Genomic DNA, 21,790 nt, shown 5'->3' with positions numbered 1-21,790 from the left:
CTTTTGTGAACGTAAGCCGTTTGTCATTGTGTTTTCCAAAACGTGGAGGTATAACTGAACTATTCTTCATCTGATTCGTAATGTGAAATGTTATAAAGTCAACATTTTTATTTCACCGTTTCTTCATACTTTCTTAAAATTTGATGATTTTAATTTAGTTTGTGAACTGCGTAAAAGCCTTGATACGACTTGATTTAAAGCGCTTTTATAATTGTGAAATCAATTGACTTCTTATGCCATTTCCAGTACTCTGAACTTGTGTGACTTTTGATGGTCACGCGAGTGTGAATCCGATGGAGAAGATGCATGGCTCGGCAGCTCGAAAGGGGGATGGGGATGACGAAAAAAGACAATCGTTACCTATCTTATGCCTCGCTCGCCTCTCAAATCTCGACCGCGCTCGCTGGACCGATCGTCATCGGTTATCTCGTTGGCCAATACGGGGCGAGACGTGAAATTTGGGGCACGTTTGGTTGGAATGTGTCAGTGCTTCTCGGAATGGCTTTCGGGATCACGGCGCTAGTTCTCACCCTTCGAAGTTTACTGACAGGAGAGGACGAATGAACTTACAACAAGTGCAAGCAGACAGAAAAGCACAACAGCAGTTGATGAAACGCTATACGAAGTGGTTTATCGGATGGTTCGCCATTCTCCTCATCGGAGCGCTCATCGTCCCTATGTACAAACCGGTATTTCTCGGCTTGTTCTTAGGCGGGGTCGCCAGTCTCATTATTCTACATATGCAGAATCGAAGCGTCATTCGGATGTTTGACGTCATCGAACATGGACGACGCCCGAAGTCGCACGGGACTGTTTCAAGGATGGCAGTCGGTGCACTAGCCGTGATAGTCGGTCTCTTTTATGAGGATCGAGTATCGCTGATTGCGGTGGTAACTGGTCTAATCGCCGGCCACATCATACAATTTGGCGAGTTCACACTTGCCCAGCTCAGCAGGAAAAGAGGTGAATACTAATGGGTCATGAGTTTCCCACATATTCTCTACAACTCGGAGATTATACGTTATATGGGAGCTGGACGAACGTCATTACGGTGCTGATCGCATCACTACTCGTATTTACGTTTGCCGTTTGGGGAACGCGACGCTTGGCTATGAAGCCGACTGGTAAGCAGAACTTAATGGAATTCTTCGCAGAATTCACACGCGGGATTATCTCGAGTGCGATGGACTGGAAGACAGGTGGCCGTTTTATCGGGTTTGGAATGACGTTGATTTTGTTCATTCTCTTCTCAAACTTAATGGGTCTACCGTTTAACGTCATTTCTGGTCACTATCTATGGTTCAACTCACCGACGGCCGATCCTTACGTCACGTTGGCATTGTCGACACTCGTCGTTGCAATGTCGCACTATTACGGCGTGAAGCTACACGGTTTGAAGCACTACTCGGCGGAATTCGTGAAGCCGGTTTGGTTCTTATTGCCGATCAAGCTCATCGAGGAGTTTGCGAACACCTTGACGCTCGGTCTGCGTCTTTACGGTAACATCTTTGCCGGTGAAATCATGATTACCATCATCTTGGGACTCGCAATTACCGCAGAAGGGGCACTTAACCCGCTCGGTGCTGTGTTCGCAATTCTCCCAATGATTTTATGGCAAGGTTTCTCAATCTTTATCGGGGTTATCCAATCCTACATTTTCCTGACGCTTGCAATGGTGTATATCGGGCATAAAGCTTCTGCCGAGCATTAATTCGGGCAGGTCTCGCCAAAGCGTTGAACAAAAAAACTATTTACTTAACTTTTAGGAGGAATATACACAATGGAACAAATGAATCTTCTCGCAACAGCACTCGTTATCGGTCTTGGAGCACTCGCGGCTGGTATCGGTAACGGTCTCATCGTATACGGAACAGTACAAGGACAAGCACGTCAGCCAGAACTCAAAAACGAACTTCGTCAAACAATGTTCATCGGTATCGGTTTGGTTGAAGCCCTCCCGATCATCGGTGTGGCTGTCGGTTTCCTTCTCCTCAACTCTTGATTACGAGTTAACGAGAACAACGTAAGAGGGAGCGTGTCTCCCTCACTTATTTAGTCAAGAGGAGGGTATGCATGGATACGATGATGATTGCAGCTGGTGCTGGCGGCGAAGGCCTCCGCATCCTGGATATGATCTTTACACTTTTCACATTCCTCGTACTCTTGGCCCTGTTGAAGAAATTTGCTTGGGGACCACTCCTTGGAATGATGAGACAGCGTGAAGAGTATGTAGCGAACGAAATTGAGCTCGCTGAAAAGAGCCGCAAAGATGCGGAAACATATGTAGTCGAACAACGTGACGCGCTCAGCGCCGCACGTACAGAATCGAAAGAAATGCTTGATTCAAGCCGTCGTCAAGCAGAAGCGGAACAAGCACGCTTGGTGGAGCAGGCGCGTTTGGAAGCCGAACAAATCAAGATCGAGGCGGGTAAAGCGATCGAACGTGAGCGTGAGCTCGCGAAGCAATCGCTCCAGACCGAAGTCGTCACACAGGCGCTCTCGGCCGCACGCCACGTCCTTCAGTCAGACCTTAAAGGCGACGAAGTGAAACAACGTGCCCTCGTTACAGACTTCCTGTCTAAAGCGAAAGGTGCTAACTGATGAACACATCGTTAGCAAAACGCTATGCCAAAGCGCTCTTCGACTTAGCGCGGGAACAAGGCACGCTCGACCAAGTCGAAGCGGAAGTGCGTCTGCTCGATGAAGTGCTCCACGCGACTCCTGAACTTGCGAATCTCTTAGAGAATCCGGCAATCAGTGACAGCGAGCTTGCACAGCTTTTAACACATAGCTTTGGTGACATGACAGATATCGTGCTCAACACACTTCTCGTCATGGTCGAAAACGACCGTGCGAGCGAAGTTCGCGGCTTGTCGCGCTACGTCCTTGATTACATCAATGACTATCGTGGCATCGCCGAAGGGTTCGTCACGAGTGCTTACCCGTTGTCGGCAACAGAGTTGAAAGAAGTCGAACTCGTCTTCGGACAGAAGATGAACAAGACACTTCAATTGAAGAACGTCGTCGATGAAGACGTCATCGGTGGACTCCGTGTCCAGATCGGCTACACGACGTATGATGACACAATCGAAAACAAACTAACACGCCTCGAGCGTGAATTGTTGAATGCGTAAGAAATAGGGGTGAATTCAATGACGATCAAAGCTGAAGAAATCAGCGCCCTGCTAAAAGAGCGGATCGCTTCGTACGGTTCTGAAATCGAAGTCAGCGAGACAGGTACAGTCATTCAAGTAGGTGACGGTATCGCTCGTGCATACGGACTCGATAACGTTATGGCGGGGGAACTCGTAGAGTTCTCTAACGGCGTAATGGGCTTGGCGCAAAACTTAGAAGAAGGTAACGTCGGGATTATCATCCTTGGCGACTACAAAGGCATCAAAGAAGGCGACTCGGTAAAACGTACGGGCCGCATCATGGAAGTTCCAGTCGGTGAAGCGCTCCTCGGACGCGTCGTCAACCCACTCGGACAACCAATCGACGGTCTCGGACCGATCGTGACGGACACATACAACCCGATCGAGCGTAAAGCTTACGGCGTTATGGCCCGTAAGTCAGTTCACGAACCGCTCCAAACTGGGATTAAGGCGATTGACGCCCTCGTACCAATCGGTCGCGGTCAGCGTGAGCTCATCATCGGTGACCGTCAAACTGGTAAGACTTCGATCGCAATCGACGCGATCATCAACCAAAAAGAAGAAAACATGGTCTGTATCTACGTCGCAATCGGTCAGAAAGAATCGACTGTCCGTGGCGTAGTTGAGACGCTCCGTCAAAACGGCGCCCTCGATTACACGATCGTTGTTTCGGCATCGGCTTCACAGCCAGCCCCACTTCTTTACCTCGCACCATTCGCTGGGGTATCGATGGGTGAGTACTTCATGGACCGCGGACAACACGTCCTCGTCGTGTATGATGACCTCTCGAAACAAGCGGCAGCTTATCGTGAGCTCTCGCTTCTTCTCCGTCGTCCTCCAGGCCGCGAAGCCTACCCAGGGGATGTCTTCTACCTCCACTCACGCCTTCTTGAGCGTGCGGCGAAGTTGAACGACGAACTCGGCGGCGGTTCATTGACAGCACTTCCGTTCATCGAGACACAAGCGTCGGATATCTCGGCTTACATCCCAACGAACGTAATCTCGATCACAGACGGTCAAATCTTCCTTCAGTCGGATCTCTTCTTCTCAGGGGTACGTCCAGCGATCAACGCCGGTCTCTCGGTATCGCGTGTTGGTGGTTCGGCTCAAGTGAAAGCGATGAAGAAAGTTGCGGGTACGCTCCGTCTTGACCTCGCGTCATACCGTGAGCTCGAAGCGTTCGCCCAGTTCGGGTCGGACCTCGACAAAGCGACACAAGCGAAGCTCAACCGTGGACAACGGACTGTTGAAGTCTTGAAACAAGACTTGAACGCACCGCTTTCGGTCGACAAGCAAGTCATCATCATCTACGCTCTCACGAAAGGTCATCTCGATGACGTCCCAGTCGAAGACATCCGTCGTTTCGAAAAAGAAATGAACGCATGGCTCGACCAAAACCGTGCGGACCTCTGCCGTGAAATCCGTCAAACAGGAAACCTTCCTGCTGACGAGGCGATGGTCGATGCACTTACGGAATTCAAAAAGACGTTCTCGCCATCGGTTTAATCCGGTGACGAGCGTCTATTAAGGTGGTGAATCGAAATGGCATCATTACGTGAGATCCAGATGCGGATCACCTCGACCCAAAGCACGAAGCAAATCACGAAAGCGATGAACATGGTGTCGGCCTCGAAATTGAACCGCGCTCAAGGGAGCAACGCCAACTTCAAGCCGTACATGACCAAGTTGCAGGAAGTCATCTCGTCGATTGCCGGCGGTACTTCAGGCGCAACACACCCGATGCTTCAAGTCCGTCCCGTTAAACGGACCGGCTATATCGTCATCACGTCAGACCGCGGACTTGCTGGTGGATACAACGCCAGCGTCCTTCGTGACGTGTATCGCGAGTTGAAAGCCAAACACGGTTCAACAGACGAATACCGTCTGTACGTGATCGGGAAGGTCGGCGTTCAGTTCTTCAAGGCCCGTAACATTCCGGTGTACAGTGCCATGACAGGACTCAACGACCAGCCATCATTCGTTGAAGTCGCAGAGATCGTCAAACAGACGGTCGGCGCGTTCAGTGAAGGCGAGATTGATGAATTGAAGCTTTGCTACAACTCATTCATCTCTGTCATCAGCCAAGAAGTGAAGATCGATCGATTGCTTCCGCTTGGGAATATCGAACAGACCGCATCTAATGTGATGTATGAATACGAACCAGAAGAAGAAACGATCTTAGCAGCGCTCCTCCCGCGTTACGCGGAAGGACTCATCTACGGCGCGCTCCTCGATGCGAAAGTATCGGAGCACGCGGCTCGGATGACGGCGATGTCGAACGCGACGGACAACGCGGATGAACTCATCCGTGGACTCAAGCTCAAGTTCAACCGCGCGCGTCAAGCGGCGATCACACAAGAAATCACAGAGATTGTCGGAGGTGCGGCTGCGCTTGAATAAGCGCACGCCCTCTAGATTGTAGGAGGCTAACACGATGAACGAATACGGCATGAAAGGCCGCGTAGTCGCAGTCATGGGCCCAGTTATCGACGTTAAGTTCGACAACCACTTACCGAACATCTACAACGCCCTCAAAGTCACGCATGTGGCTGAATCGGCGCAAGATGTCAGTGTCGACTTGACGCTCGAGGTGGCGATTCACCTTGGGGATGACACGGTCCGTACGATTGCGATGGACTCAACGGACGGCGTTCGCCGCGGCATGGAAGTACTTGACTTAGGTTCACCGATTTCAGTACCAGTCGGAGAAGAGACGCTCGGTCGTGTCTTCAACGTACTCGGTAACCCGATTGACGATAAAGAAGTGTCACCGACTGTCCGTCGGTCACCGATTCACCGTCTCGCACCGACGTTCGATGAGTTGTCGACAAAAGTTGAGATCTTGGAAACAGGGATCAAAGTCGTCGACCTTCTCGCACCATACATCAAAGGTGGTAAAATCGGCCTCTTCGGTGGTGCCGGTGTAGGTAAAACCGTTCTCATTCAGGAACTCATCAACAACATCGCGCAAGAGCACAGCGGGATTTCTGTATTTGCAGGAGTCGGTGAGCGTACGCGTGAAGGAAATGACTTGTTCCACGAGATGACGGACTCAGGCGTTATCAAGCAAACGGCGATGGTCTTCGGTCAGATGAACGAGCCGCCGGGCGCGCGTCTTCGCGTAGCCTTGACGGGTCTTACAATGGCAGAATACTTCCGCGATGAGCAAGGACAAGACGTTCTTCTCTTCGTCGATAACATCTTCCGTTTCACTCAGGCAGGTTCGGAAGTTTCGGCCCTTCTCGGTCGGATGCCATCTGCCGTAGGTTACCAGCCGACACTCGCGACGGAAATGGGTATGCTTCAAGAGCGGATCACGTCAACAGCTAAAGGATCGGTCACATCGATTCAAGCGGTTTACGTACCAGCCGATGACTATACTGACCCGGCTCCAGCGACAACGTTCGCTCACCTTGATGCAACGACTAACTTGGAGCGTCGTCTTTCGGAGATGGGGATTTACCCAGCCGTTGACCCGCTCGCATCGACTTCACGTGCCCTCTCGCCTGACATCGTCGGACCAGAGCACTACGAAGTAGCCCGTAACGTCCAGCAGACGCTTCAGCGTTACAAAGAACTTCAAGACATCATCGCAATCCTCGGTATGGACGAGTTGTCTGAAGACGATAAGCTCACGGTTCACCGTGCGCGTCGCATTCAGTTCTTCTTGTCACAAAACTTCCACGTGGCTGAGCAGTTCACAGGCCAAAAAGGTTCGTACGTACCAGTTAAAGAGACAGTCCGCGGCTTCAAAGAGATCCTCGATGGTAAACACGACGATCTTCCAGAAGATGCATTCCGTCTCGTTGGTCCAATCGAAGACGTCATCGAAAAAGCGAAGACGTTGGTCTAAGACCTACACGGAAGGGGGAAACTAGACGATGAATACTCTTCACGTCAACGTCGTCACCCCGGATGGTGCAGCCTATGAGGGCGAGGCACGGATGGTCGTCGCAAAATCGGTGACCGGTGAACTCGGTATCTTACCGAAACACATCCCGATGGTGACACCGCTCGATATCTCAGTTCTCAAACTGCGCCACGAAGATGGTGGACGCACGCTGATCGCACTCAGCGGCGGTTTCATGGAAGTTCGTCCCGACACGGTGACGATCTTAGCTGAAACAGCCGAAATGGCGGATAAAATCGACTACGACCGCGCTTCTGCGGCGAAAGTTCGTGCCGAGCGTCGTCTCCAAGACACGAAGCTCTCGGACCTCGAATTCCGTCGCGCGGAGCTCGCGCTCAAAAAAGCGATCAACCGCTTGAGCATTCGCGATATCAAAGAATAACCAACATCTCTCCTGCAGCCGCAGGGGAGATTTTTTGTGTTTAGACCGAATGGATTACCTTCCTTCTATATATATAGGTCAAAAGCATCAGAAGTTTCACGCCCAAATAGTGGAAGGGAGGGGCGCCTTATCCGATAATATAGGTGGGAACTACGGTAAAGGAGCTAAAGGGAATGAAAGTTTATGTTGCGCGCCAACCGATTTTTGATCAGAAATTACGCGTCTGTGGCTATGAACTGTTATATCGCCGCAGCGAGAAAAATATATTTGAACATGTCGATGACGCACTCGCGACCGCCGACGTGATTCATAACGCCTATCTCGTCTTCAACTTTCGGGAGTTGACGGAAGGGACGCGGGCGTTCATCAACTTTCCGCAAAATTTGATTGAGAGCGAAGTGCCGGCTTTGTTGCCACGGCAGACACTCGTCGTCGAAGTGCTCGAACACGTCGAGCCGACAGAGAAAGTGTTGGCCGCTTTGCGCTCCTTGCGCCGGAAAGGCTATACGATCGCCCTCGACGACTTCGTGTTCGAAGAGAAGTATCGACCGCTCATCGGGCTCGCCGATATCATTAAAATCGATTATCAAGCAACACCGATCGACCAACAGAAGCGGCTGATCGATGCGCTCGGGCATCGCGTCGAATTTTTAGCGGAAAAGATTGAGACGCCGTTTGAATATGAGATCGCCAAAAAACTCGGCTATCACATGTTCCAAGGCTATTTCTTCAGCCGGCCGACGGTCGTCCACGGTGCCGAGGTTCATCCGCTCCGGCATACGCTCGTCGAAGTGTTGAAAGAGCTCGACAAGCCAGAGCCGAACTTCCGCCGCATCGCGAGCCAAATCGAACGCAGTGTGGATTTGTCGTATAAGATGTTGCGTTCGGTCAACACGGTCTATCAGAAAGGTCGTCATACGATTCAATCGATCGAGCAGGCCGTCGCACGAATCGGTCTCGATGAGATGCGACGCTGGTCGTACTTGATGTTGCTTCGGGAGCTGCAGACGTCCGAATCGAAAGAATTGATTAAACAGAGTGTGATCCGGGGCAAGATGATGGAGCTGATCGCTGCCGAGACGTTGCCGCAAGTGACGGCGTTCGATGCGTTCATCACCGGGATTTTCTCGTCGCTAGATGTGATTTTGGATGAGGAGATGCAGACGCTCGTCTCGGAGCTGCCGGTCGAACCAATCGTCAAGGCAGCGCTCCTCGGAGAAGACAACGAGTTGCGCTGTTTACTCGACACGGTCCTCGCCTACGAGCAGTTGACCGTGCCTGTCGAGGAGACAGCGCCTGACTTGTCACGTTACTATGTCGAGGCGATTCGATGGAGCCAAACCTATGACGGCGAAGTGAATAATGTTTGAAATGTTGAAGGGACGTCAATTACTGTACTAAGGCCATGCGCCGATTGACGTTCCTTTTTGTATGCGGTTTATGGAGAGAAAGCGAGTTGATCGGATGAACCCATTCCACCACTCACTTAAACGCTAAGTCTTTTTTTCTCTGACGTGACATGCTATGATTAAAAATGGTACGAATTTTTGAAAAGAGGGGAATCGTCGATGTTGAACACCGTGTTATCGCTCGTCATTTACGTCGTAGCGATCTACGTCGCTTGGTGGGCACTCATGCCGGTCAAATGGGACCGCTTGCTCAATCAAGTGAGGAGTCCGCAAGCAGCAGTCTTGCGTGTCCTCGTGGCCGTCGTCTTCGGTTCACTGATCGCCCAGTTCTTTTTGGAGTATATCCGATTGGCCCAGGCGCTCGCACCATTACAGTAGGCAGGGAAACGATTACTAAACTGTAATCCTGCTGTAACGTTTCTTATAGGTTTATCGTGTAGGATAAATTCGTCTGACATGACGAATTTTTCATCAGAATTTCATGAGTGCTTTTATTATTATTTTTCTCTCTGATGAAGCGTCACGTGTTACAAACCATCGTAGTAATCGACATAACCACATCCGGTAGCGGATATCGACGTATAAAACAAAAAAACAACGAAGTTGGAGGACAAAGAGAGATATGAAGGATTTGATTGTAGTCCGTGGAGGACGTAAATTGTCAGGTACTGTGCGTGTTGAAGGAGCTAAAAACGCCGTACTCAAAACATTGGTTGCCACTCTTTTAGCAAGCGAAGGAAAGTCGGTACTTCAAAACGTGCCGCGCCTCGCTGATGTGTACACGATTAACAAAGTACTTCGCCACCTCGGTGCAGAGGTTGCGTTTGACGAAGCGAATAACGAAGTCACTGTTGATGCGTCGGGCACAATCAAAGACGAGGCGCCGCTTGAGTACGTCCGCAAGATGCGTGCCTCGATCCTTGTCATGGGTCCTCTCCTTGCTCGTCTTGGGCATGCGCGTGTCGCAATGCCAGGCGGTTGCTCGATCGGGTCACGTCCGATTGACCTCCACTTAAAAGGCTTCGAGGCAATGGGCGCGAAGACGGTCATCGGCAACGGTTTCGTCGAAGCTTCGGTCGACGGTCGCTTGAAAGGTGCGAAGATCTACTTGGACTTCCCATCTGTCGGCGCGACAGAGAACATCATGATGGCGGCAGTCCTTGCTGAAGGAACAACGGTCATCGAGAACGTCGCCAAAGAACCTGAAATCGTCGACCTTGCCAACTTCTTGAACGGTATGGGCGCACACGTCCGCGGTGCCGGTACAGAAACGATTCGAATCGAAGGCGTGGAGAAACTCCATGGTGCCGAGCATTCAATCATCCCTGACCGCATCGAAGCCGGTACGTTCCTCGTTGCTGGAGCGATCACAGGTGGCGACATCGAAGTCATCGGCGCAGAGCGCGAGCACCTTCGCCCACTCATCTCGAAGATGGAAGAAATGGGTGTCAAGTTCGAGGATACGTCGGAAGGCATGCGTGTCATCGCACCGGATGTGTTGAAGCCGGTCGACGTGAAGACGATGCCACACCCTGGTTTCCCGACTGACATCCAAGCACAAATGATGGCGCTCGTCTTAAAAGCTGGCGGCACATCGGTCATCACCGAAACAGTGTTCGAGAACCGCTTCATGCACGTCGAAGAATTCCGCCGTATGAACGCAGACATTAAAATCGAAGGACGCTCGGCGATCATCAAAGGCGGCGTTCGCCTCCAAGGTGCTGAAGTCGTCTCGACTGACCTTCGTGCCGGTGCTGCCCTCGTCCTCGCGGGACTCATCGCGGACGAAGAGACACGCGTTGGCGATCTCTACCACATCGACCGTGGCTACGTCGACTTCCACAAGAAATTGCAAGCGCTTGGTGCTGATATCGAGCGGATCCAAGGTAACGTCGAAGTTGCCGAAGAAATGGTCAAGAACTAATTAATAGACTCATAGGAGCGAGGAGAGACTCTTCTCGCTCTTTTCAATGAAGTAACGAACGGAGGAACCTACACACCATGTTTTCAAAAGATATCGGGATTGATTTAGGAACAGCAAACGTCGTCATCCACGTCAAAGGTCGAGGCATCGTCCTCGACGAGCCATCCGTCGTTGCTATCAAGCGTTCGACAGGGAAAGTACTCGCTGTCGGAACGGAAGCGTATCAGATGGTCGGACGTACGCCAGGTGACATCGTCGCCATCCGTCCACTCCGTGATGGGGTCATCGCTGACTTCGCGACAACCGAAGAGATGCTTCGCCATTTCGTCGAGAAGATCCAAGTCCGCGGTTTCTTTGGCGGCATCCGCATGCTCATCTGTACACCGGCAAACGTGACACCGGTTGAAGCGAAAGCGATCCGTGAGGCGGCCGAGAAGGCCGGCGCGAAAGAAGTCTTCCTCGCCGTAGAACCGAAGGCAGCAGCGGTCGGTTCGGGCATGGACATCTGGAAGCCGGTCGGCCATATGATCGTCGACATCGGTGGCGGGACGACAGACGTTGCCATCCTCTCGATGGGCGATATCGTCTGCGGTGAAACGATTAAAATCGCCGGGGACCGTTTCGATACTGACATCCTCCGCGCCATCAAGGACAAGCATAAGCTCGTCATCGGTGAGCGGACGGCCGAGCAAATCAAGAAAGAGATTGCGACGGTCTTCCCAGGGGGACGTAACGAGACGATGGATATCCGTGGTCGTGACATGGTGCGTGGGCTTCCGCGTACGGTAACGATTACGTCGGAAGAACTCCGTGAAGCAATGGCCGAATCGGCGAATGAAATCGTCGAAGCGACGAAGCGCGTCCTCGAACAGACGCCTCCGGAACTTGCGGCCGATATCATCGACCGCGGCATCATCATGACAGGTGGCGGCTCGCTCCTCCACGGCATCGACCAGCTCGTGGCCGAGCGTGTCGGGTTGCCGGTCATGATTGCCGAAGAGCCGACGCTCAGCGTCGCACATGGCACGGGCATCATGTTGGAGCACTTGGATCGTTTGAAGTAAGAAGAGGGAGGTACGACGTCTACAGGCGTCGTACCTTTTTTGCATTCAAGACTGTTCAAATTTCCTATAAATGGATAGACTGAGGATAGGAGGAGGGTCAATACGTGCCTTGCTAGCACGCGAAAGGGGAGGACTCAATGACACGACCACTCACACTCATCACCGGGGTCAGTCGTAGCAAAGGTATTGGCGCCGCTGTCGCTCGAAAGCTTGCTGCGGCAGGCCATGACTTGTATCTGACGCACTGGAGCCCCTTTGACGGGACGGAAGGCGTCGGAGCGGAACCGGACTTTATTGAAAGCTTCATCGACGAATTACAGACATCAGGGGCTCGCGTTGCCCATGAACCGTACGATTTGTCGTCTGGAGACGCAAAAGGATTGCTCGATCGCGTGGAGGCAGCGCTCGGTACACCGAGCCGCCTCATCAACAATGCGACGTATGAGCGGCACGTGAGTGTCGATACGTTCACGACCGAGACGTTACGTCGCCATTATTTCATCAACAACGAAGGAACACTCGATCTGACGTTTGCCTTCATCGAACGATACAAACAGGCGGGGCATACGGACGGACGCATCTTGTTCATGGTGTCCGGGGGAGCGGATGCTTCCAACTTGGCCTATATCGCCACAAAAGGCATGTTGATCGCCATCACGCCAGCACTGGCCAATGGGGCAGGGCAGTACGGGATTTCCGTGAATGCACTCGACCCGGGTCCGACCGATTCGGGTTGGATTGATGACGCGCTTCGCGAACAACTTGCGCCGCTCTTCCCCCATGGACGTGTCGGCACGCCAGAGGATACGGCGCGTTACGTCGCTTTCCTCGTGGGGCCGGACGGGGCATGGGTCAACGGCCAACATCTTCACGTCGACGGTGGTTTCGTCGGACGCTAAAAAGAGCTTGTCCCACAATGTCGGGAAGAGCTCTTATTCAATACCATGTATAATCTTTATCGACATAGAGCCGGGTAGCCAAGTCCGTTTGCGGGAACGGTTTATCTTTCGCATCCAGCCAGTCATGATAATCGCAGGCACACGCATCATCCAAGTGGAGCGAGTAACCGTTGTTGATCGTTTGGACCGAGATGCTCAAGTCGTATTCGGCGAGCGTCTTCTTCAACCGATAGACGAGATTGTAGACGTTGTGGAGCGCACGTTGCGGTTCGTCAATCTCTGGATAGAGCGTCTCTGCGATGAGCCATTTGTTCACGACTTGATCGCGATGGAAAATCAAATGGGCGAACAACTATCAGCCGTTCCTTGGGTGACGGGGACAGAATCGTCGATCGTCTGTCCTCGCGTCAAGACTAGTCCGCCTCCGAGCGCAAGGATCACCATCAACAGAATCCAGCCCAATCGATTTAGGGGTCATCTGAATATTCCCTTCATGATTTGTGAGTTTCTTGTGAGAAACGAACGATATACTGACCCTGTTCGTTCACATATAAAAGTGATGAATGTTTTCTTATCGTACACGAAACTGACTTTTTTGAATAGCCGAACATACTGTATTGCCCAATCCGATCAATCCCTGATATGAAAGAAGGCCACATATGAAACGCTGGATCGAACAACGAATTAGCCGCCAAGTCCTCACGGTGTTTTACGTATTAATCGCCTTAATCACATTGACGTCACTCGGCACATACTTTTATACCCAACAGGCGATCCGCGAAACGACAGTCGAACTCGAGCACATCAGTGAACAACGAGCAAGGGCGACCGATTTGTTCGAGACATGGCAGTCGATGCAATACGAGATGCGCGGTCACGTTCTGCTCGGAGAAGATGCACTATTGGCAGAAGTGAAACAAGCCCAGAGTCGCATCGATGACCAGACGAGCTGGTTCGAACAAAACGCCGAAACGAACGAAGAAGCGACTTTCGCAGAAGATGCGCGTATGCTCTTTAGTATTTATACGACGCGTGTCATGCCCGGTCTCGAGCGATATGTCGTCGCCAAAGTGAACGGCGTGGTCGATGAACCATTTTTACAAATGGCGACGGTTGGCCGGCTCATGCCAAGCAATGCATCGTCGACCCAGACCCGGTTCAAACTGAACACGAAAAATGCGGCCGATATGAGTGCGAGCATCGTCGATATGGAGTCCGTATTCACCGATTATCGGTCCGAGCTCGACTATCAAGAGACGGGTCTACGCGAGCGACTGTCTGAACAGCTCGTAAAAGCCCAATGGATGTGGTTGCTCATCTTGCTCGGTGCCTTGTTTATCCTGTTCGTCAGCTTGCAACCGTACATCGTGCGCTTGACGAATCAACTTCAGACGCTCATCACGAACAGTGAGCGGCTCGCGGTCGACCCGCAGGCAGCGCTCATTCCGATTGAACCGATGAAAAACGAAGTCGGGCAATTGTCGCAATCGTTCACGGAGATGTCGAGCTCGTTGATCCGTCAACATAATGAACTCGAACAAGAGCGCGAGAAGACGGCCCGGATTCTCCATACGATGCGAGATGCCGTCGTTTTCGTAGAGACAGACACGAATCGACGTTTTGCCAACGAGGCGTTGTTCGAACTGTATGATCAACCGTTCCCGTTCGGAGACCGTCAGAGCCTATATCCGATTGATGCATTCTACGAACCGTTCATGGAACAAATCGATGACCAGGACGGCCTCAATCGGTTCACGCGTCGGGCCAAACAGTGCGGAATCTTCGATGAAACGTTTACGTACTCGATGCAAGGGGGAAGACGTATCATACGGATGTACGCCGAACCGATTGAACTGCAGGACGAACGTTTCGGTGTGATGTTTGTGTCGCGGGACATTACGAAAGAGATGGAGATTGACCGCTTGAAGACGGAACTCGTCGCCACGGTCTCTCACGAGCTTCGGACGCCGCTCACGTCCATTCTTGGCTTTACCGAACTGCTTGAGCATCGACATGTCGACGAAGAGAAGCAGAAACGCTACTTGAATATGATCCATAGTGAGACGACCCGACTCGAACGGCTCGTCAGCAATTTGCTTGACGTGCAGAAAATGGAAGCCGGTAAGGGCCAGCAAGACTTTAAAATCGAGAATTTGTTTGAAATGCTGTCCGATATCCTCGAAATCCACGCCGGTTCGACCGAATTGCATGCGTTTCATTTCGACTGCGATGAAACGATTCGCGTGTCTGGAGACCCGGCGCAACTGCGTCAAGTGTTCTCAAATATCGTGAATAACGCCATTAAATATTCACCGGACGGCGGGAACATCGCCGTTAACGTCTCGTGCGAGGACGATGTCATCCGGATCGCCATCGAAGACGAAGGCATGGGTGTGGCACCCGCAGATGCCGAACGACTGTTTGAGAAGTTCTACCGTGTGCAGAACGAGCAGAGTCGCAATATTGGAGGCACCGGCCTCGGACTCGCGATCTGTAAAGAGATCATCGAATCGCACGGCGGAACAATCAGTGTCCGTTCGGAACTTGGGAACGGGACGACGATGATGGTCGAACTCCCGATCGTCGCTTGATGCAAAACTACTTCATCATCGTGAAGTGGTTTTTTTACTTTTTTTCAAAAAACGGTGAATGAAACATTCATTTGGTACGATATACAGAGTGAAGACTTTGAACGATGAAAGGAAGACGACCATGCTACGCGGATTATATACGGCGGCGGGCGCGATGAACGCGCTCCAGCGCCAACAAGAGATTTTGAGCAATAACCTCGGTAACGTCCGGACACCAGGATTCAAGGCGTCGAACGGCGTCGTCCGCTCGTTCCCGGAAATGTTGCTCGCCCAAGTGAGCCATCCCGGCAATGCGCGTTCACGCGTCGGAGGCGAGGTCGGCACGTTATCGACAGGTGTCTACCTTCAAGAGACGATGCCGCGTTTCTCGACGGGCAGCATCTCCGAGACGGGCAGCCCGACCGACGTCTATATGAAAGTACCGGCTGACGCGACGGGTGCCGCCATGTTCGCCGTCGAACAGGACGGTGAGACGCTCTATACGACGAACGGACGCTTCGCGGTCGATGAGGAGCGCTTCTTGCGTTCAGCGGACGGCGGATACATTCTTTCTGATGCCGGCGAACGGATTCAATTGCCGTCGAGTGAGTTCACGTTGTCGGGTGACGGACAAATCACATCACTCGGTCAAAACGTGGCGACGCTCGGTGCCGTCCAAATCGATGACTTGGCAACACTTGAGCAAGTCGGGAACGATTACCGGGTCAACGGAGACGCACCGCCAGCAGCGAACGTCCAGTTTCAACAAGGATTCATCGAAGAGGCGAACGTCGACCTCGATCGGACGATGGCCGACTTGATGACGACGTACCGTCAGTTCGAGGCGAACCAAAAGGTCGTCCAAGCGTATGACAAGAGTGCCGAGCGGGCCATTGAAATCGCTCGGATTCGTTAAGGAGGAAGCCCATGCAATCGATTTATAACTCGGTCTCGTCGCTCACCCAACTTCAGCGCCAACTTGACGTGACGGGCCATAACATCGCTAACGTCGACACAGCCGGCTATAAACGGGAACAGACCCACTTTGCCTCGCTCTTGTCGCAGGCATATGACAATCAACCGCGTGCCGAGCTTGAAGTCGGACGTGACACGCCGAACGGGATTCGCATCGGCGTTGGCGGCCACGTCGCTGACATCAGTCAACAGTTCAATATCGGCCAAATCCGGAAGACGGACCGTGGCCTTGATGTGTTCTTGAAAGCGAGCCGCCAGTTCTTCGCTGTCGAGACAGAGAATGGTGTCGGATTGACCCGGAGCGGGAACATGCAGCTGTCGGTCGGTGACACGACGACGCTCGTTGACGTGAACGGGAACGCCCTTCTTGGTGCGGACGGCAATCCGATCGTCATGCCGAACGAGGCGACGGCGCACCGCGTCCGTCAAGACGGGATGGTCGTCGCCAGCGTGAACGGCGTCGAACAAGAATTTGGCCGTCTCGATATCGTCGAGGTGCGTAACACGTCGGCGCTCCGTCCACTCGGAGACAACGTCTATGCGGCCGACTTGGCGGCTGACATCGACCGTCCACTCGGCAATCTGTTGATTGAAGGCACGCTCGAATCGTCGAACGTCGATTTGACGAAAGAGATGACCGATATGACAATCACGCAGCGCGCGTATCAGATGAATTCACGGGCGTTGTCGATGAGTGACCAGATGATGGGGCTCGTCACGTCACTTCGTTAATCACAGGCCGTTCTTCCTCGGAAGGGCGGTTTTTGCGTTACACTGAAGAGGAGGAGGGATGGACATGCGAATCGTCGTGGCAATGGATTCGTTCAAAGGGTCGATGACGAGTGTAGAGGCGAATCGAGCGGTGCGCGAGGCGCTCGCTGGACACGACGTCGTCGAGGTGCCGGTTTCAGACGGTGGGGAAGGTTTTTTAGATGCGTGGCTCTTGACGCACCGGCATGCCGAGGTTGTCACGCAAGACGTCTTGTCGCTTGACGGGACGTTGCGGCAGGCTCGGTATGGATGGTCAGAGCGGACGCGAGAGGCGGTCATCGAAGTCGCCGAGGCGTCCGGGCTCACACTCGTCGATACGCTCGACCCGTGGCGCTATAGTTCGTACGGAACGGGTTTGCAAATCCGGCATGCGCTCGAGCGCGGGGCGACACGCATCACCGTCGGCCTCGGCGGGAGCGCGACCGTCGACGGGGGAAAGGGATTGCTCGAGGCGCTTGGTGTCCGCTTCTTCGATGAGATGGGACATGTCATTGGACCGTTCCCGCATCAACTTGAGCGCGTCGTGCAAGTCGAGTGGACAGGACTCCTCCCGGAAGCGCATCGTGTCGAATGGCGTATCGCCTCGGACGTGACGAATCCACTTCTTGGACAAGACGGGGCCGCGGCCGTGTTCGGTCCGCAGAAAGGGTTGGCGCCAGAGGACGTCGTGCGCTATGACGAACTACTTGCCGCGTACGCCTGTTGTTTCGAGCGTGATTTCACAAACAAGCCGGGGGCAGGTGCGGCTGGGGGCATCGGCTTCGCGCTCTATCAACTCGGGGCCGTGTACGTGAGCGGGATCGAGGAGGCCGTACGGTGGTCGAACTTGGAGGAGTCGTTACGAACGGCCGATTGGCTCATCACCGGGGAAGGTCGGTTCGATGAACAGTCGCTTCACGGGAAAGCGCCGTACGGATTGGCCTGTCTCGCGCATGCATACGGGGTCCCGACGCTCGTTTTCGCCGGACAGACAGAGCTAATCGCCGTCCCTGACGTCGGCATCGAGGCCGTGTTCCCGATCGTTTCCCGGGTGATGACGCTCGAGGAGGCGATGCAGCAAGCGGCACCGCTCTTGACGAGCGCCGTCAGCCGAGCGTTCCGCTTAATCGACAAAGACGCCTGAACCGCAGTCGGTTCAGGCGTCTTTTGGTTACGGGCGTTCTTTTAACAGGTCGCGAATCTCCGACAGCAGCTGTTCTTCACGCGACAGTTCTGGTTCTGGCGTCTCTTCGACCGCTTTCTCACGTTTCAGACGGTTCAACACTTTGACCATCATGAACAAGGCGAAGGCAACGAGGAAGAACTTGACGACTTCTTGCAAGAAGTTGCCGTACATCACCTTCACGCCGAGCACCGACACCGCGAGCGTCGAGAAGTCGATGCCGCCGATGAGGATGCCGAGGAACGGCATGAAGATGTCATTGACGAGCGACGTGACGATGGCCGTGAAGGCGGCCCCGAGGATGAAGGCGACGGCGAGATCAATTACATTGCCTTTGATTGCAAACTCTTTAAATTCTTTCCACATAAAAATGAACCCTCCTAAAAAGATGAATACTCTTACGATAGCACAGCATAGATGGAAGCGGACAGTATTTTTCACAGAAGCGTCGCCCTTGCCCTAGGCCGGGCGCTTGTTCGACGTACGGTAGATACGTTACACTTATATAGAACTCATGCAACAGCTTTGTTACCTGGTACTAATATGTTATAATTAATTCAGCTGAAAGGATGTATGGACGTGGCGAAGGAAGAACAAAACGGCTCGGAACAGACCGAGTCTAAAGAGCGGACGGAGCGGAAACGATTATCGAACCATCGACGTTTCCCAATCTTGTTACGCGTCATCGTTGTCCTGTTGTTGGCTTTCGTGATGCTTGCGATTGGAGCCGTCATCGGGTACAGCGTGATTGGCGGAGGCGAGTGGAAGGACGTGTTCAACATCGACACGTGGCGCCATATCACCGATTTTTGGCTAACATCATAAGGGTGGTGGAACCATGTACACGATTGAACAGATTAAAGAAGTGATTCCGCATCGGTACCCGTTTTTGCTCATCGACCGGATTCTTGAGGTCGAAGAAGGCAAACGGGCCGTTGGATTAAAGAATGTGACGGCGAACGAAGAGTTCTTCAATGGACATTTCCCAGACTATAACGTCATGCCTGGCGTGTTGATCGTCGAGGCGCTTGCGCAAGTCGGCGCGTTCGCGATGCTCAAGCAGGAGTCGAACCGCGGCAAGCTCGCGTTCTTCGCAGGTATCGATGGATGTCGCTTCAAACGTCAAGTCGTCCCGGGCGATCAATTGCGCCTCGAGGTCGAGATTTTGAAAGTGCGCGGACCGATCGGTAAAGGGCGCGCCGTGGCGACGGTCGATGGAGAAGTTGCTTGTGAAGCGGAACTCACTTTCGCCTTGAAGTGAGGAGAGAACGAGATGCGCGTATTGGTGATTGCCTTGATTCTCGGATTGGCGACCATCGTCGGTTGCCAACAAGTGCAAGATGACCCGGCCGAAGAGAACGTCGTGTTCGAGCAGGACGTCGAAGATGCGATGATTGAAAAACGGGCCGGTCAATCGGAATCGATTGCGGTCTCGCTCGAGCGGACGAACAGCTCGACGATGCTGTTCACGATTCGGATGCTCGAAGACCGTCGCCTCGATCCGACGACGATCATCAGTTATGAAGTCGATGGCACCCGTGTCCCAATCCCGTTCGGTGAACTTGTCGCGGAACGCGAAGGGGACGTCCGGACGTACGTCTATCAAGCGGATTTGAACCCTGACCTATTCGTTACCGAGACCCTCCCGCTCTTCCATATCGGAGAAGAAGGCGAAGCCGAGGTGTCGATGCCGCTCGAGGTTGTAGATTCGACAAATGAATGAACGAACGGATGATTTTTGTCGAAAATCATCCGTTTTTTTTGTGGACTCTTCGCGACAGTCGTCCGATATAAGGAGTAAGGACGAATGGAGGGAATCACATGAAACGAAATAAACCACAGTCACTGCAGAAACGAATCTTGGCGATGATGTTGGCGTTCATCACGCTACTCATCGTCACATTCGGCGTGTTGCAGTACGTCAGCACGAAACATACGGTGCAGAGCTCGATGCAGGCCGTCCTGTTGGCGGATGGGGCGCGCATCAGCGAGGCGATTGACGCGGAAGCGTATGCGGCCTTTTTACAGAACCCTGCGAAAGATGAACGGTTCGAGCAGTTTCGGGAACAGCTCGACACGTATCGGACGCAAATCGGGGCCATGTATGTGTACACTCTCGCAGCCGACGGCGAAGAGCTTCAAATCATCGTCGATGGGATGAGCGCGGCCGACGCGGTCGATATCGGAACGCCGACGACAGCGACGTCGTTTGCAGATGCGAGAGCGGCGTTTGAAGGTGGGACCGTCACGACACCGATTGTCGAGGATCCAGAGTACGGGGACTATATGACCGTGCTCGTTCCAATCAAACAAGGCGGTGATGTGATCGGTGTCCTTGGAATCGATAAAGGGGCGAGTGACGTCGCCGCGGTGACGGAAGACGTGTTGGAAGAGAGCTTGCCGCCGATTCTCATCGGACTCGTCATCTTGCTTGGGATCGCCTCGGTCATCATCTGGCGCTACCTTGGCTGGAAACTCCGACCGCTCCGTGAGCTCGAACGTGTCGCAACCCATATCGCGAGCGGCGACTTGGCGACGGCGGCTCGTGAGATGGATAAAATCCAGTTGAAAGCGAACGATGAGATCAAGCGGCTTACCGCCTCGATGGATCAGATGACAAAAATGCTCCGCGACTTGATTTCCGGATTACAAATATCCGCTCAGACGGTGCGCGATGAGAGCGGCAACGTGGCGAGTATCTCGGAAGAAGTGAACGATGCCTCGCGTCAAATCGCGTTCACGATGGAAGAAATCGCGGGCGGTGTCGAGAATCAGAGCGTGCTCACGATGAAACTGTACGGACACATGAACGAGTTCTCGGGACTCGTCGACCAGACGGCGCACGACGGCAACGGCGTGAGCGAGCAAGCGGAAGTCGTCAGCCGCGTGACGGCCGAAGGGCTTGGACTGATGGAGGACGCCGTCGGCAAGATGACGAACATCCATCTGCAAGTGCGCGAGTCGCAAGGACAAGTGAAGGACTTCGAACAACAGGCTGACGAAGTGACGGCGCTCGTCACGATGATCCGACAAATCTCGGAACAGACGAACTTGCTCGCCTTGAACGCGGCCATCGAGGCGGCCCGTGCCGGGGAGCATGGAAAAGGCTTCGCCGTCGTCGCTTCCGAGATTCGCAAGTTATCCGATAGCGTCGCCCGATCGGTCAGTGAGATCTCGGAAATCGTTGGCAGCGTCAAACGAAACTCGATTGCGCTCGGCGAGACGTTTACGGACAGCATGCATGCCGCCGAGGACGGCAAGCGGACGCTCGAGGAGACGAAGCGCGCATTCAATGAGATCGAGCAGAGCGTGCGGGAGATGCAGCGCCTGACGAACTCGATGCAAGGACAACTCGGACGCGTCAAGACGAACCAAGACGACATCAAACGTGGTCTCTCGGACATCGCGTCCATCTCGGAAGAGAGCACGGCTGGCAACGAGGAAGTGGCCGCCTCGACCGAACAAATGTCGGCGACGAGCGAGACGATGAACCGGCTCGTCAAAGATTTGTCGCACACGGCCGAGGACATGCAGCGCATGAGCCGCCAGTTCAAGTTGTAAACAGTCTC

Annotated in this window: 25 protein-coding genes; 23 read left to right on the top strand and 2 right to left on the bottom strand. The window is 53.2% G+C overall.

Annotated features, from left to right (window positions below):
• Positions 1-336: 336 nt before the first annotated feature.
• From KNP74_RS11555 to KNP74_RS11485, 15 genes are all read left to right on the top strand, one after another.
• Positions 337-564 carry a hypothetical protein gene (locus KNP74_RS11555; RefSeq protein ID WP_029594686.1) on the top strand — a complete coding sequence of 76 codons (228 nt, stop codon included), beginning with the start codon at positions 337-339 and terminating at the stop codon, positions 562-564.
• Positions 561-974 (top strand): ATP synthase subunit I, encoded by a 414-nt coding sequence (locus KNP74_RS11550; RefSeq protein WP_029594687.1) that lies wholly within the window; start codon positions 561-563, stop codon positions 972-974. The genes KNP74_RS11555 and KNP74_RS11550 overlap by 4 nt, the downstream gene beginning before the upstream one ends.
• On the top strand, positions 974-1,711 hold the full coding sequence (gene atpB / locus KNP74_RS11545) for a F0F1 ATP synthase subunit A (RefSeq protein ID WP_021066134.1): 738 nt from the start codon (positions 974-976) through the stop codon (positions 1,709-1,711). Before KNP74_RS11550 ends, atpB begins: the two co-directional genes overlap by 1 nt.
• A gap of 78 nt (positions 1,712-1,789) precedes the next feature.
• Positions 1,790-2,002 carry a F0F1 ATP synthase subunit C gene (gene atpE, locus KNP74_RS11540; protein ID WP_024370837.1) on the top strand — a complete coding sequence of 71 codons (213 nt, stop codon included), beginning with the start codon at positions 1,790-1,792 and terminating at the stop codon, positions 2,000-2,002.
• A 71-nt stretch (positions 2,003-2,073) separates the two neighbouring features.
• Positions 2,074-2,601, top strand: a complete 528-nt coding sequence (gene atpF / locus KNP74_RS11535) for a F0F1 ATP synthase subunit B (RefSeq protein WP_021066136.1) — start codon at positions 2,074-2,076, stop codon at positions 2,599-2,601.
• The gene (locus KNP74_RS11530) at positions 2,601-3,134 is read left to right on the top strand and encodes a F0F1 ATP synthase subunit delta (RefSeq protein ID WP_114165154.1); all 534 of its coding nucleotides are present in this window, start codon (positions 2,601-2,603) and stop codon (positions 3,132-3,134) included. Before atpF ends, KNP74_RS11530 begins: the two co-directional genes overlap by 1 nt.
• A gap of 18 nt (positions 3,135-3,152) precedes the next feature.
• Positions 3,153-4,661 carry a F0F1 ATP synthase subunit alpha gene (atpA, locus tag KNP74_RS11525; RefSeq protein ID WP_029594689.1) on the top strand — a complete coding sequence of 503 codons (1,509 nt, stop codon included), beginning with the start codon at positions 3,153-3,155 and terminating at the stop codon, positions 4,659-4,661.
• A 36-nt stretch (positions 4,662-4,697) separates the two neighbouring features.
• Entirely contained in the window at positions 4,698-5,555 is an 858-nt protein-coding gene (gene atpG / locus KNP74_RS11520) for an ATP synthase F1 subunit gamma (protein ID WP_021066139.1), read from the top strand.
• Between the two features lie 34 nt (positions 5,556-5,589).
• Positions 5,590-7,008, top strand: a complete 1,419-nt coding sequence (gene atpD, locus KNP74_RS11515; protein WP_021066140.1) for a F0F1 ATP synthase subunit beta — start codon at positions 5,590-5,592, stop codon at positions 7,006-7,008.
• A 28-nt stretch (positions 7,009-7,036) separates the two neighbouring features.
• Positions 7,037-7,447 carry a F0F1 ATP synthase subunit epsilon gene (locus tag KNP74_RS11510; RefSeq protein ID WP_021066141.1) on the top strand — a complete coding sequence of 137 codons (411 nt, stop codon included), beginning with the start codon at positions 7,037-7,039 and terminating at the stop codon, positions 7,445-7,447.
• Positions 7,448-7,620: 173 nt separating this feature from the next.
• A complete protein-coding gene (locus KNP74_RS11505) occupies positions 7,621-8,817 on the top strand; it encodes an EAL and HDOD domain-containing protein (RefSeq protein ID WP_214711110.1) in 1,197 nt (398 codons plus the stop codon).
• A 198-nt stretch (positions 8,818-9,015) separates the two neighbouring features.
• The gene (locus KNP74_RS11500; protein WP_021066143.1) at positions 9,016-9,234 is read left to right on the top strand and encodes a DUF1146 family protein; all 219 of its coding nucleotides are present in this window, start codon (positions 9,016-9,018) and stop codon (positions 9,232-9,234) included.
• 244 nt (positions 9,235-9,478) lie between these two features.
• Entirely contained in the window at positions 9,479-10,780 is a 1,302-nt protein-coding gene (gene murA, locus KNP74_RS11495; RefSeq protein WP_029594691.1) for a UDP-N-acetylglucosamine 1-carboxyvinyltransferase, read from the top strand.
• Between the two features lie 77 nt (positions 10,781-10,857).
• Positions 10,858-11,844 carry a rod shape-determining protein gene (mreB, locus tag KNP74_RS11490; RefSeq protein WP_021066145.1) on the top strand — a complete coding sequence of 329 codons (987 nt, stop codon included), beginning with the start codon at positions 10,858-10,860 and terminating at the stop codon, positions 11,842-11,844.
• Positions 11,845-11,981: 137 nt separating this feature from the next.
• Positions 11,982-12,743: an SDR family oxidoreductase gene (locus KNP74_RS11485; RefSeq protein WP_214711111.1), complete on the top strand. Its 762-nt coding sequence runs from the start codon at positions 11,982-11,984 to the stop codon at positions 12,741-12,743.
• A gap of 37 nt (positions 12,744-12,780) precedes the next feature.
• Here KNP74_RS11485 and KNP74_RS11480 read toward each other — a convergent pair whose 3' ends face one another.
• A complete protein-coding gene (locus KNP74_RS11480; RefSeq protein WP_251129191.1) occupies positions 12,781-13,059 on the bottom strand; it encodes a hypothetical protein in 279 nt (92 codons plus the stop codon).
• Between the two features lie 343 nt (positions 13,060-13,402).
• On the opposite strand from KNP74_RS11480, the gene KNP74_RS11475 reads away from it, so the two are divergent.
• From KNP74_RS11475 to KNP74_RS11460, 4 genes are all read left to right on the top strand, one after another.
• Entirely contained in the window at positions 13,403-15,334 is a 1,932-nt protein-coding gene (locus tag KNP74_RS11475) for a sensor histidine kinase (protein ID WP_214764354.1), read from the top strand.
• Between the two features lie 121 nt (positions 15,335-15,455).
• Positions 15,456-16,229 carry a flagellar hook-basal body protein gene (locus KNP74_RS11470; protein ID WP_214764353.1) on the top strand — a complete coding sequence of 258 codons (774 nt, stop codon included), beginning with the start codon at positions 15,456-15,458 and terminating at the stop codon, positions 16,227-16,229.
• A gap of 11 nt (positions 16,230-16,240) precedes the next feature.
• Complete coding sequence (locus tag KNP74_RS11465) at positions 16,241-17,020, top strand: flagellar hook-basal body protein (RefSeq protein WP_214764352.1); 780 nt, start codon at positions 16,241-16,243, stop codon at positions 17,018-17,020.
• Positions 17,021-17,084: 64 nt separating this feature from the next.
• Positions 17,085-18,182, top strand: a complete 1,098-nt coding sequence (locus KNP74_RS11460) for a glycerate kinase (RefSeq protein ID WP_251130171.1) — start codon at positions 17,085-17,087, stop codon at positions 18,180-18,182.
• 27 nt (positions 18,183-18,209) lie between these two features.
• Here KNP74_RS11460 and mscL read toward each other — a convergent pair whose 3' ends face one another.
• Complete coding sequence (gene mscL, locus KNP74_RS11455) at positions 18,210-18,587, bottom strand: large-conductance mechanosensitive channel protein MscL (protein WP_214711115.1); 378 nt, start codon at positions 18,585-18,587, stop codon at positions 18,210-18,212.
• Between the two features lie 207 nt (positions 18,588-18,794).
• On the opposite strand from mscL, the gene KNP74_RS11450 reads away from it, so the two are divergent.
• The 4 genes from KNP74_RS11450 (at position 18,795) to KNP74_RS11435 (ending at position 21,782) form a co-directional block, all read left to right on the top strand.
• Complete coding sequence (locus KNP74_RS11450) at positions 18,795-19,046, top strand: DNA-directed RNA polymerase subunit beta (RefSeq protein WP_138858789.1); 252 nt, start codon at positions 18,795-18,797, stop codon at positions 19,044-19,046.
• A 13-nt stretch (positions 19,047-19,059) separates the two neighbouring features.
• Positions 19,060-19,482: a 3-hydroxyacyl-ACP dehydratase FabZ gene (fabZ, locus tag KNP74_RS11445; RefSeq protein WP_021066156.1), complete on the top strand. Its 423-nt coding sequence runs from the start codon at positions 19,060-19,062 to the stop codon at positions 19,480-19,482.
• Between the two features lie 12 nt (positions 19,483-19,494).
• Entirely contained in the window at positions 19,495-19,944 is a 450-nt protein-coding gene (locus KNP74_RS11440) for a hypothetical protein (protein WP_034779196.1), read from the top strand.
• A 98-nt stretch (positions 19,945-20,042) separates the two neighbouring features.
• Positions 20,043-21,782, top strand: coding sequence for a methyl-accepting chemotaxis protein (locus tag KNP74_RS11435; RefSeq protein WP_214764351.1), 1,740 nt, complete (start codon positions 20,043-20,045; stop codon positions 21,780-21,782).
• Positions 21,783-21,790 lie beyond the last annotated feature (8 nt).

Origin of the sequence: Exiguobacterium sp. s141 (assembly GCF_018618085.1) — a bacterium.
Lineage (GTDB): Bacteria > Bacillota > Bacilli > Exiguobacteriales > Exiguobacteriaceae > Exiguobacterium > Exiguobacterium mexicanum_A.
This window is presented reverse-complemented; position numbering and strand designations above follow the sequence as displayed.

What these genes read in the sequence shown, in the direction of transcription:
- KNP74_RS11555 (WP_029594686.1), top strand. Translation starts at nt 337, where the DNA reads ATGACGAAAAAAGACAATCGTTACCTATCTTATGCCTCGCTCGCCTCT.
- KNP74_RS11550 (WP_029594687.1), top strand. Translation starts at nt 561, where the DNA reads ATGAACTTACAACAAGTGCAAGCAGACAGAAAAGCACAACAGCAGTTG.
- atpB (WP_021066134.1), top strand. Translation starts at nt 974, where the DNA reads ATGGGTCATGAGTTTCCCACATATTCTCTACAACTCGGAGATTATACG.
- atpE (WP_024370837.1), top strand. Translation starts at nt 1,790, where the DNA reads ATGAATCTTCTCGCAACAGCACTCGTTATCGGTCTTGGAGCACTCGCG.
- atpF (WP_021066136.1), top strand. Translation starts at nt 2,074, where the DNA reads ATGGATACGATGATGATTGCAGCTGGTGCTGGCGGCGAAGGCCTCCGC.
- KNP74_RS11530 (WP_114165154.1), top strand. Translation starts at nt 2,601, where the DNA reads ATGAACACATCGTTAGCAAAACGCTATGCCAAAGCGCTCTTCGACTTA.
- atpA (WP_029594689.1), top strand. Translation starts at nt 3,153, where the DNA reads ATGACGATCAAAGCTGAAGAAATCAGCGCCCTGCTAAAAGAGCGGATC.
- atpG (WP_021066139.1), top strand. Translation starts at nt 4,698, where the DNA reads ATGGCATCATTACGTGAGATCCAGATGCGGATCACCTCGACCCAAAGC.
- atpD (WP_021066140.1), top strand. Translation starts at nt 5,590, where the DNA reads ATGAACGAATACGGCATGAAAGGCCGCGTAGTCGCAGTCATGGGCCCA.
- KNP74_RS11510 (WP_021066141.1), top strand. Translation starts at nt 7,037, where the DNA reads ATGAATACTCTTCACGTCAACGTCGTCACCCCGGATGGTGCAGCCTAT.
- KNP74_RS11505 (WP_214711110.1), top strand. Translation starts at nt 7,621, where the DNA reads ATGAAAGTTTATGTTGCGCGCCAACCGATTTTTGATCAGAAATTACGC.
- KNP74_RS11500 (WP_021066143.1), top strand. Translation starts at nt 9,016, where the DNA reads ATGTTGAACACCGTGTTATCGCTCGTCATTTACGTCGTAGCGATCTAC.
- murA (WP_029594691.1), top strand. Translation starts at nt 9,479, where the DNA reads ATGAAGGATTTGATTGTAGTCCGTGGAGGACGTAAATTGTCAGGTACT.
- mreB (WP_021066145.1), top strand. Translation starts at nt 10,858, where the DNA reads ATGTTTTCAAAAGATATCGGGATTGATTTAGGAACAGCAAACGTCGTC.
- KNP74_RS11485 (WP_214711111.1), top strand. Translation starts at nt 11,982, where the DNA reads ATGACACGACCACTCACACTCATCACCGGGGTCAGTCGTAGCAAAGGT.
- KNP74_RS11475 (WP_214764354.1), top strand. Translation starts at nt 13,403, where the DNA reads ATGAAACGCTGGATCGAACAACGAATTAGCCGCCAAGTCCTCACGGTG.
- KNP74_RS11470 (WP_214764353.1), top strand. Translation starts at nt 15,456, where the DNA reads ATGCTACGCGGATTATATACGGCGGCGGGCGCGATGAACGCGCTCCAG.
- KNP74_RS11465 (WP_214764352.1), top strand. Translation starts at nt 16,241, where the DNA reads ATGCAATCGATTTATAACTCGGTCTCGTCGCTCACCCAACTTCAGCGC.
- KNP74_RS11460 (WP_251130171.1), top strand. Translation starts at nt 17,085, where the DNA reads ATGCGAATCGTCGTGGCAATGGATTCGTTCAAAGGGTCGATGACGAGT.
- mscL (WP_214711115.1), bottom strand. Translation starts at nt 18,587, where the DNA reads ATGTGGAAAGAATTTAAAGAGTTTGCAATCAAAGGCAATGTAATTGAT.
- KNP74_RS11450 (WP_138858789.1), top strand. Translation starts at nt 18,795, where the DNA reads ATGGACGTGGCGAAGGAAGAACAAAACGGCTCGGAACAGACCGAGTCT.
- fabZ (WP_021066156.1), top strand. Translation starts at nt 19,060, where the DNA reads ATGTACACGATTGAACAGATTAAAGAAGTGATTCCGCATCGGTACCCG.
- KNP74_RS11440 (WP_034779196.1), top strand. Translation starts at nt 19,495, where the DNA reads ATGCGCGTATTGGTGATTGCCTTGATTCTCGGATTGGCGACCATCGTC.
- KNP74_RS11435 (WP_214764351.1), top strand. Translation starts at nt 20,043, where the DNA reads ATGAAACGAAATAAACCACAGTCACTGCAGAAACGAATCTTGGCGATG.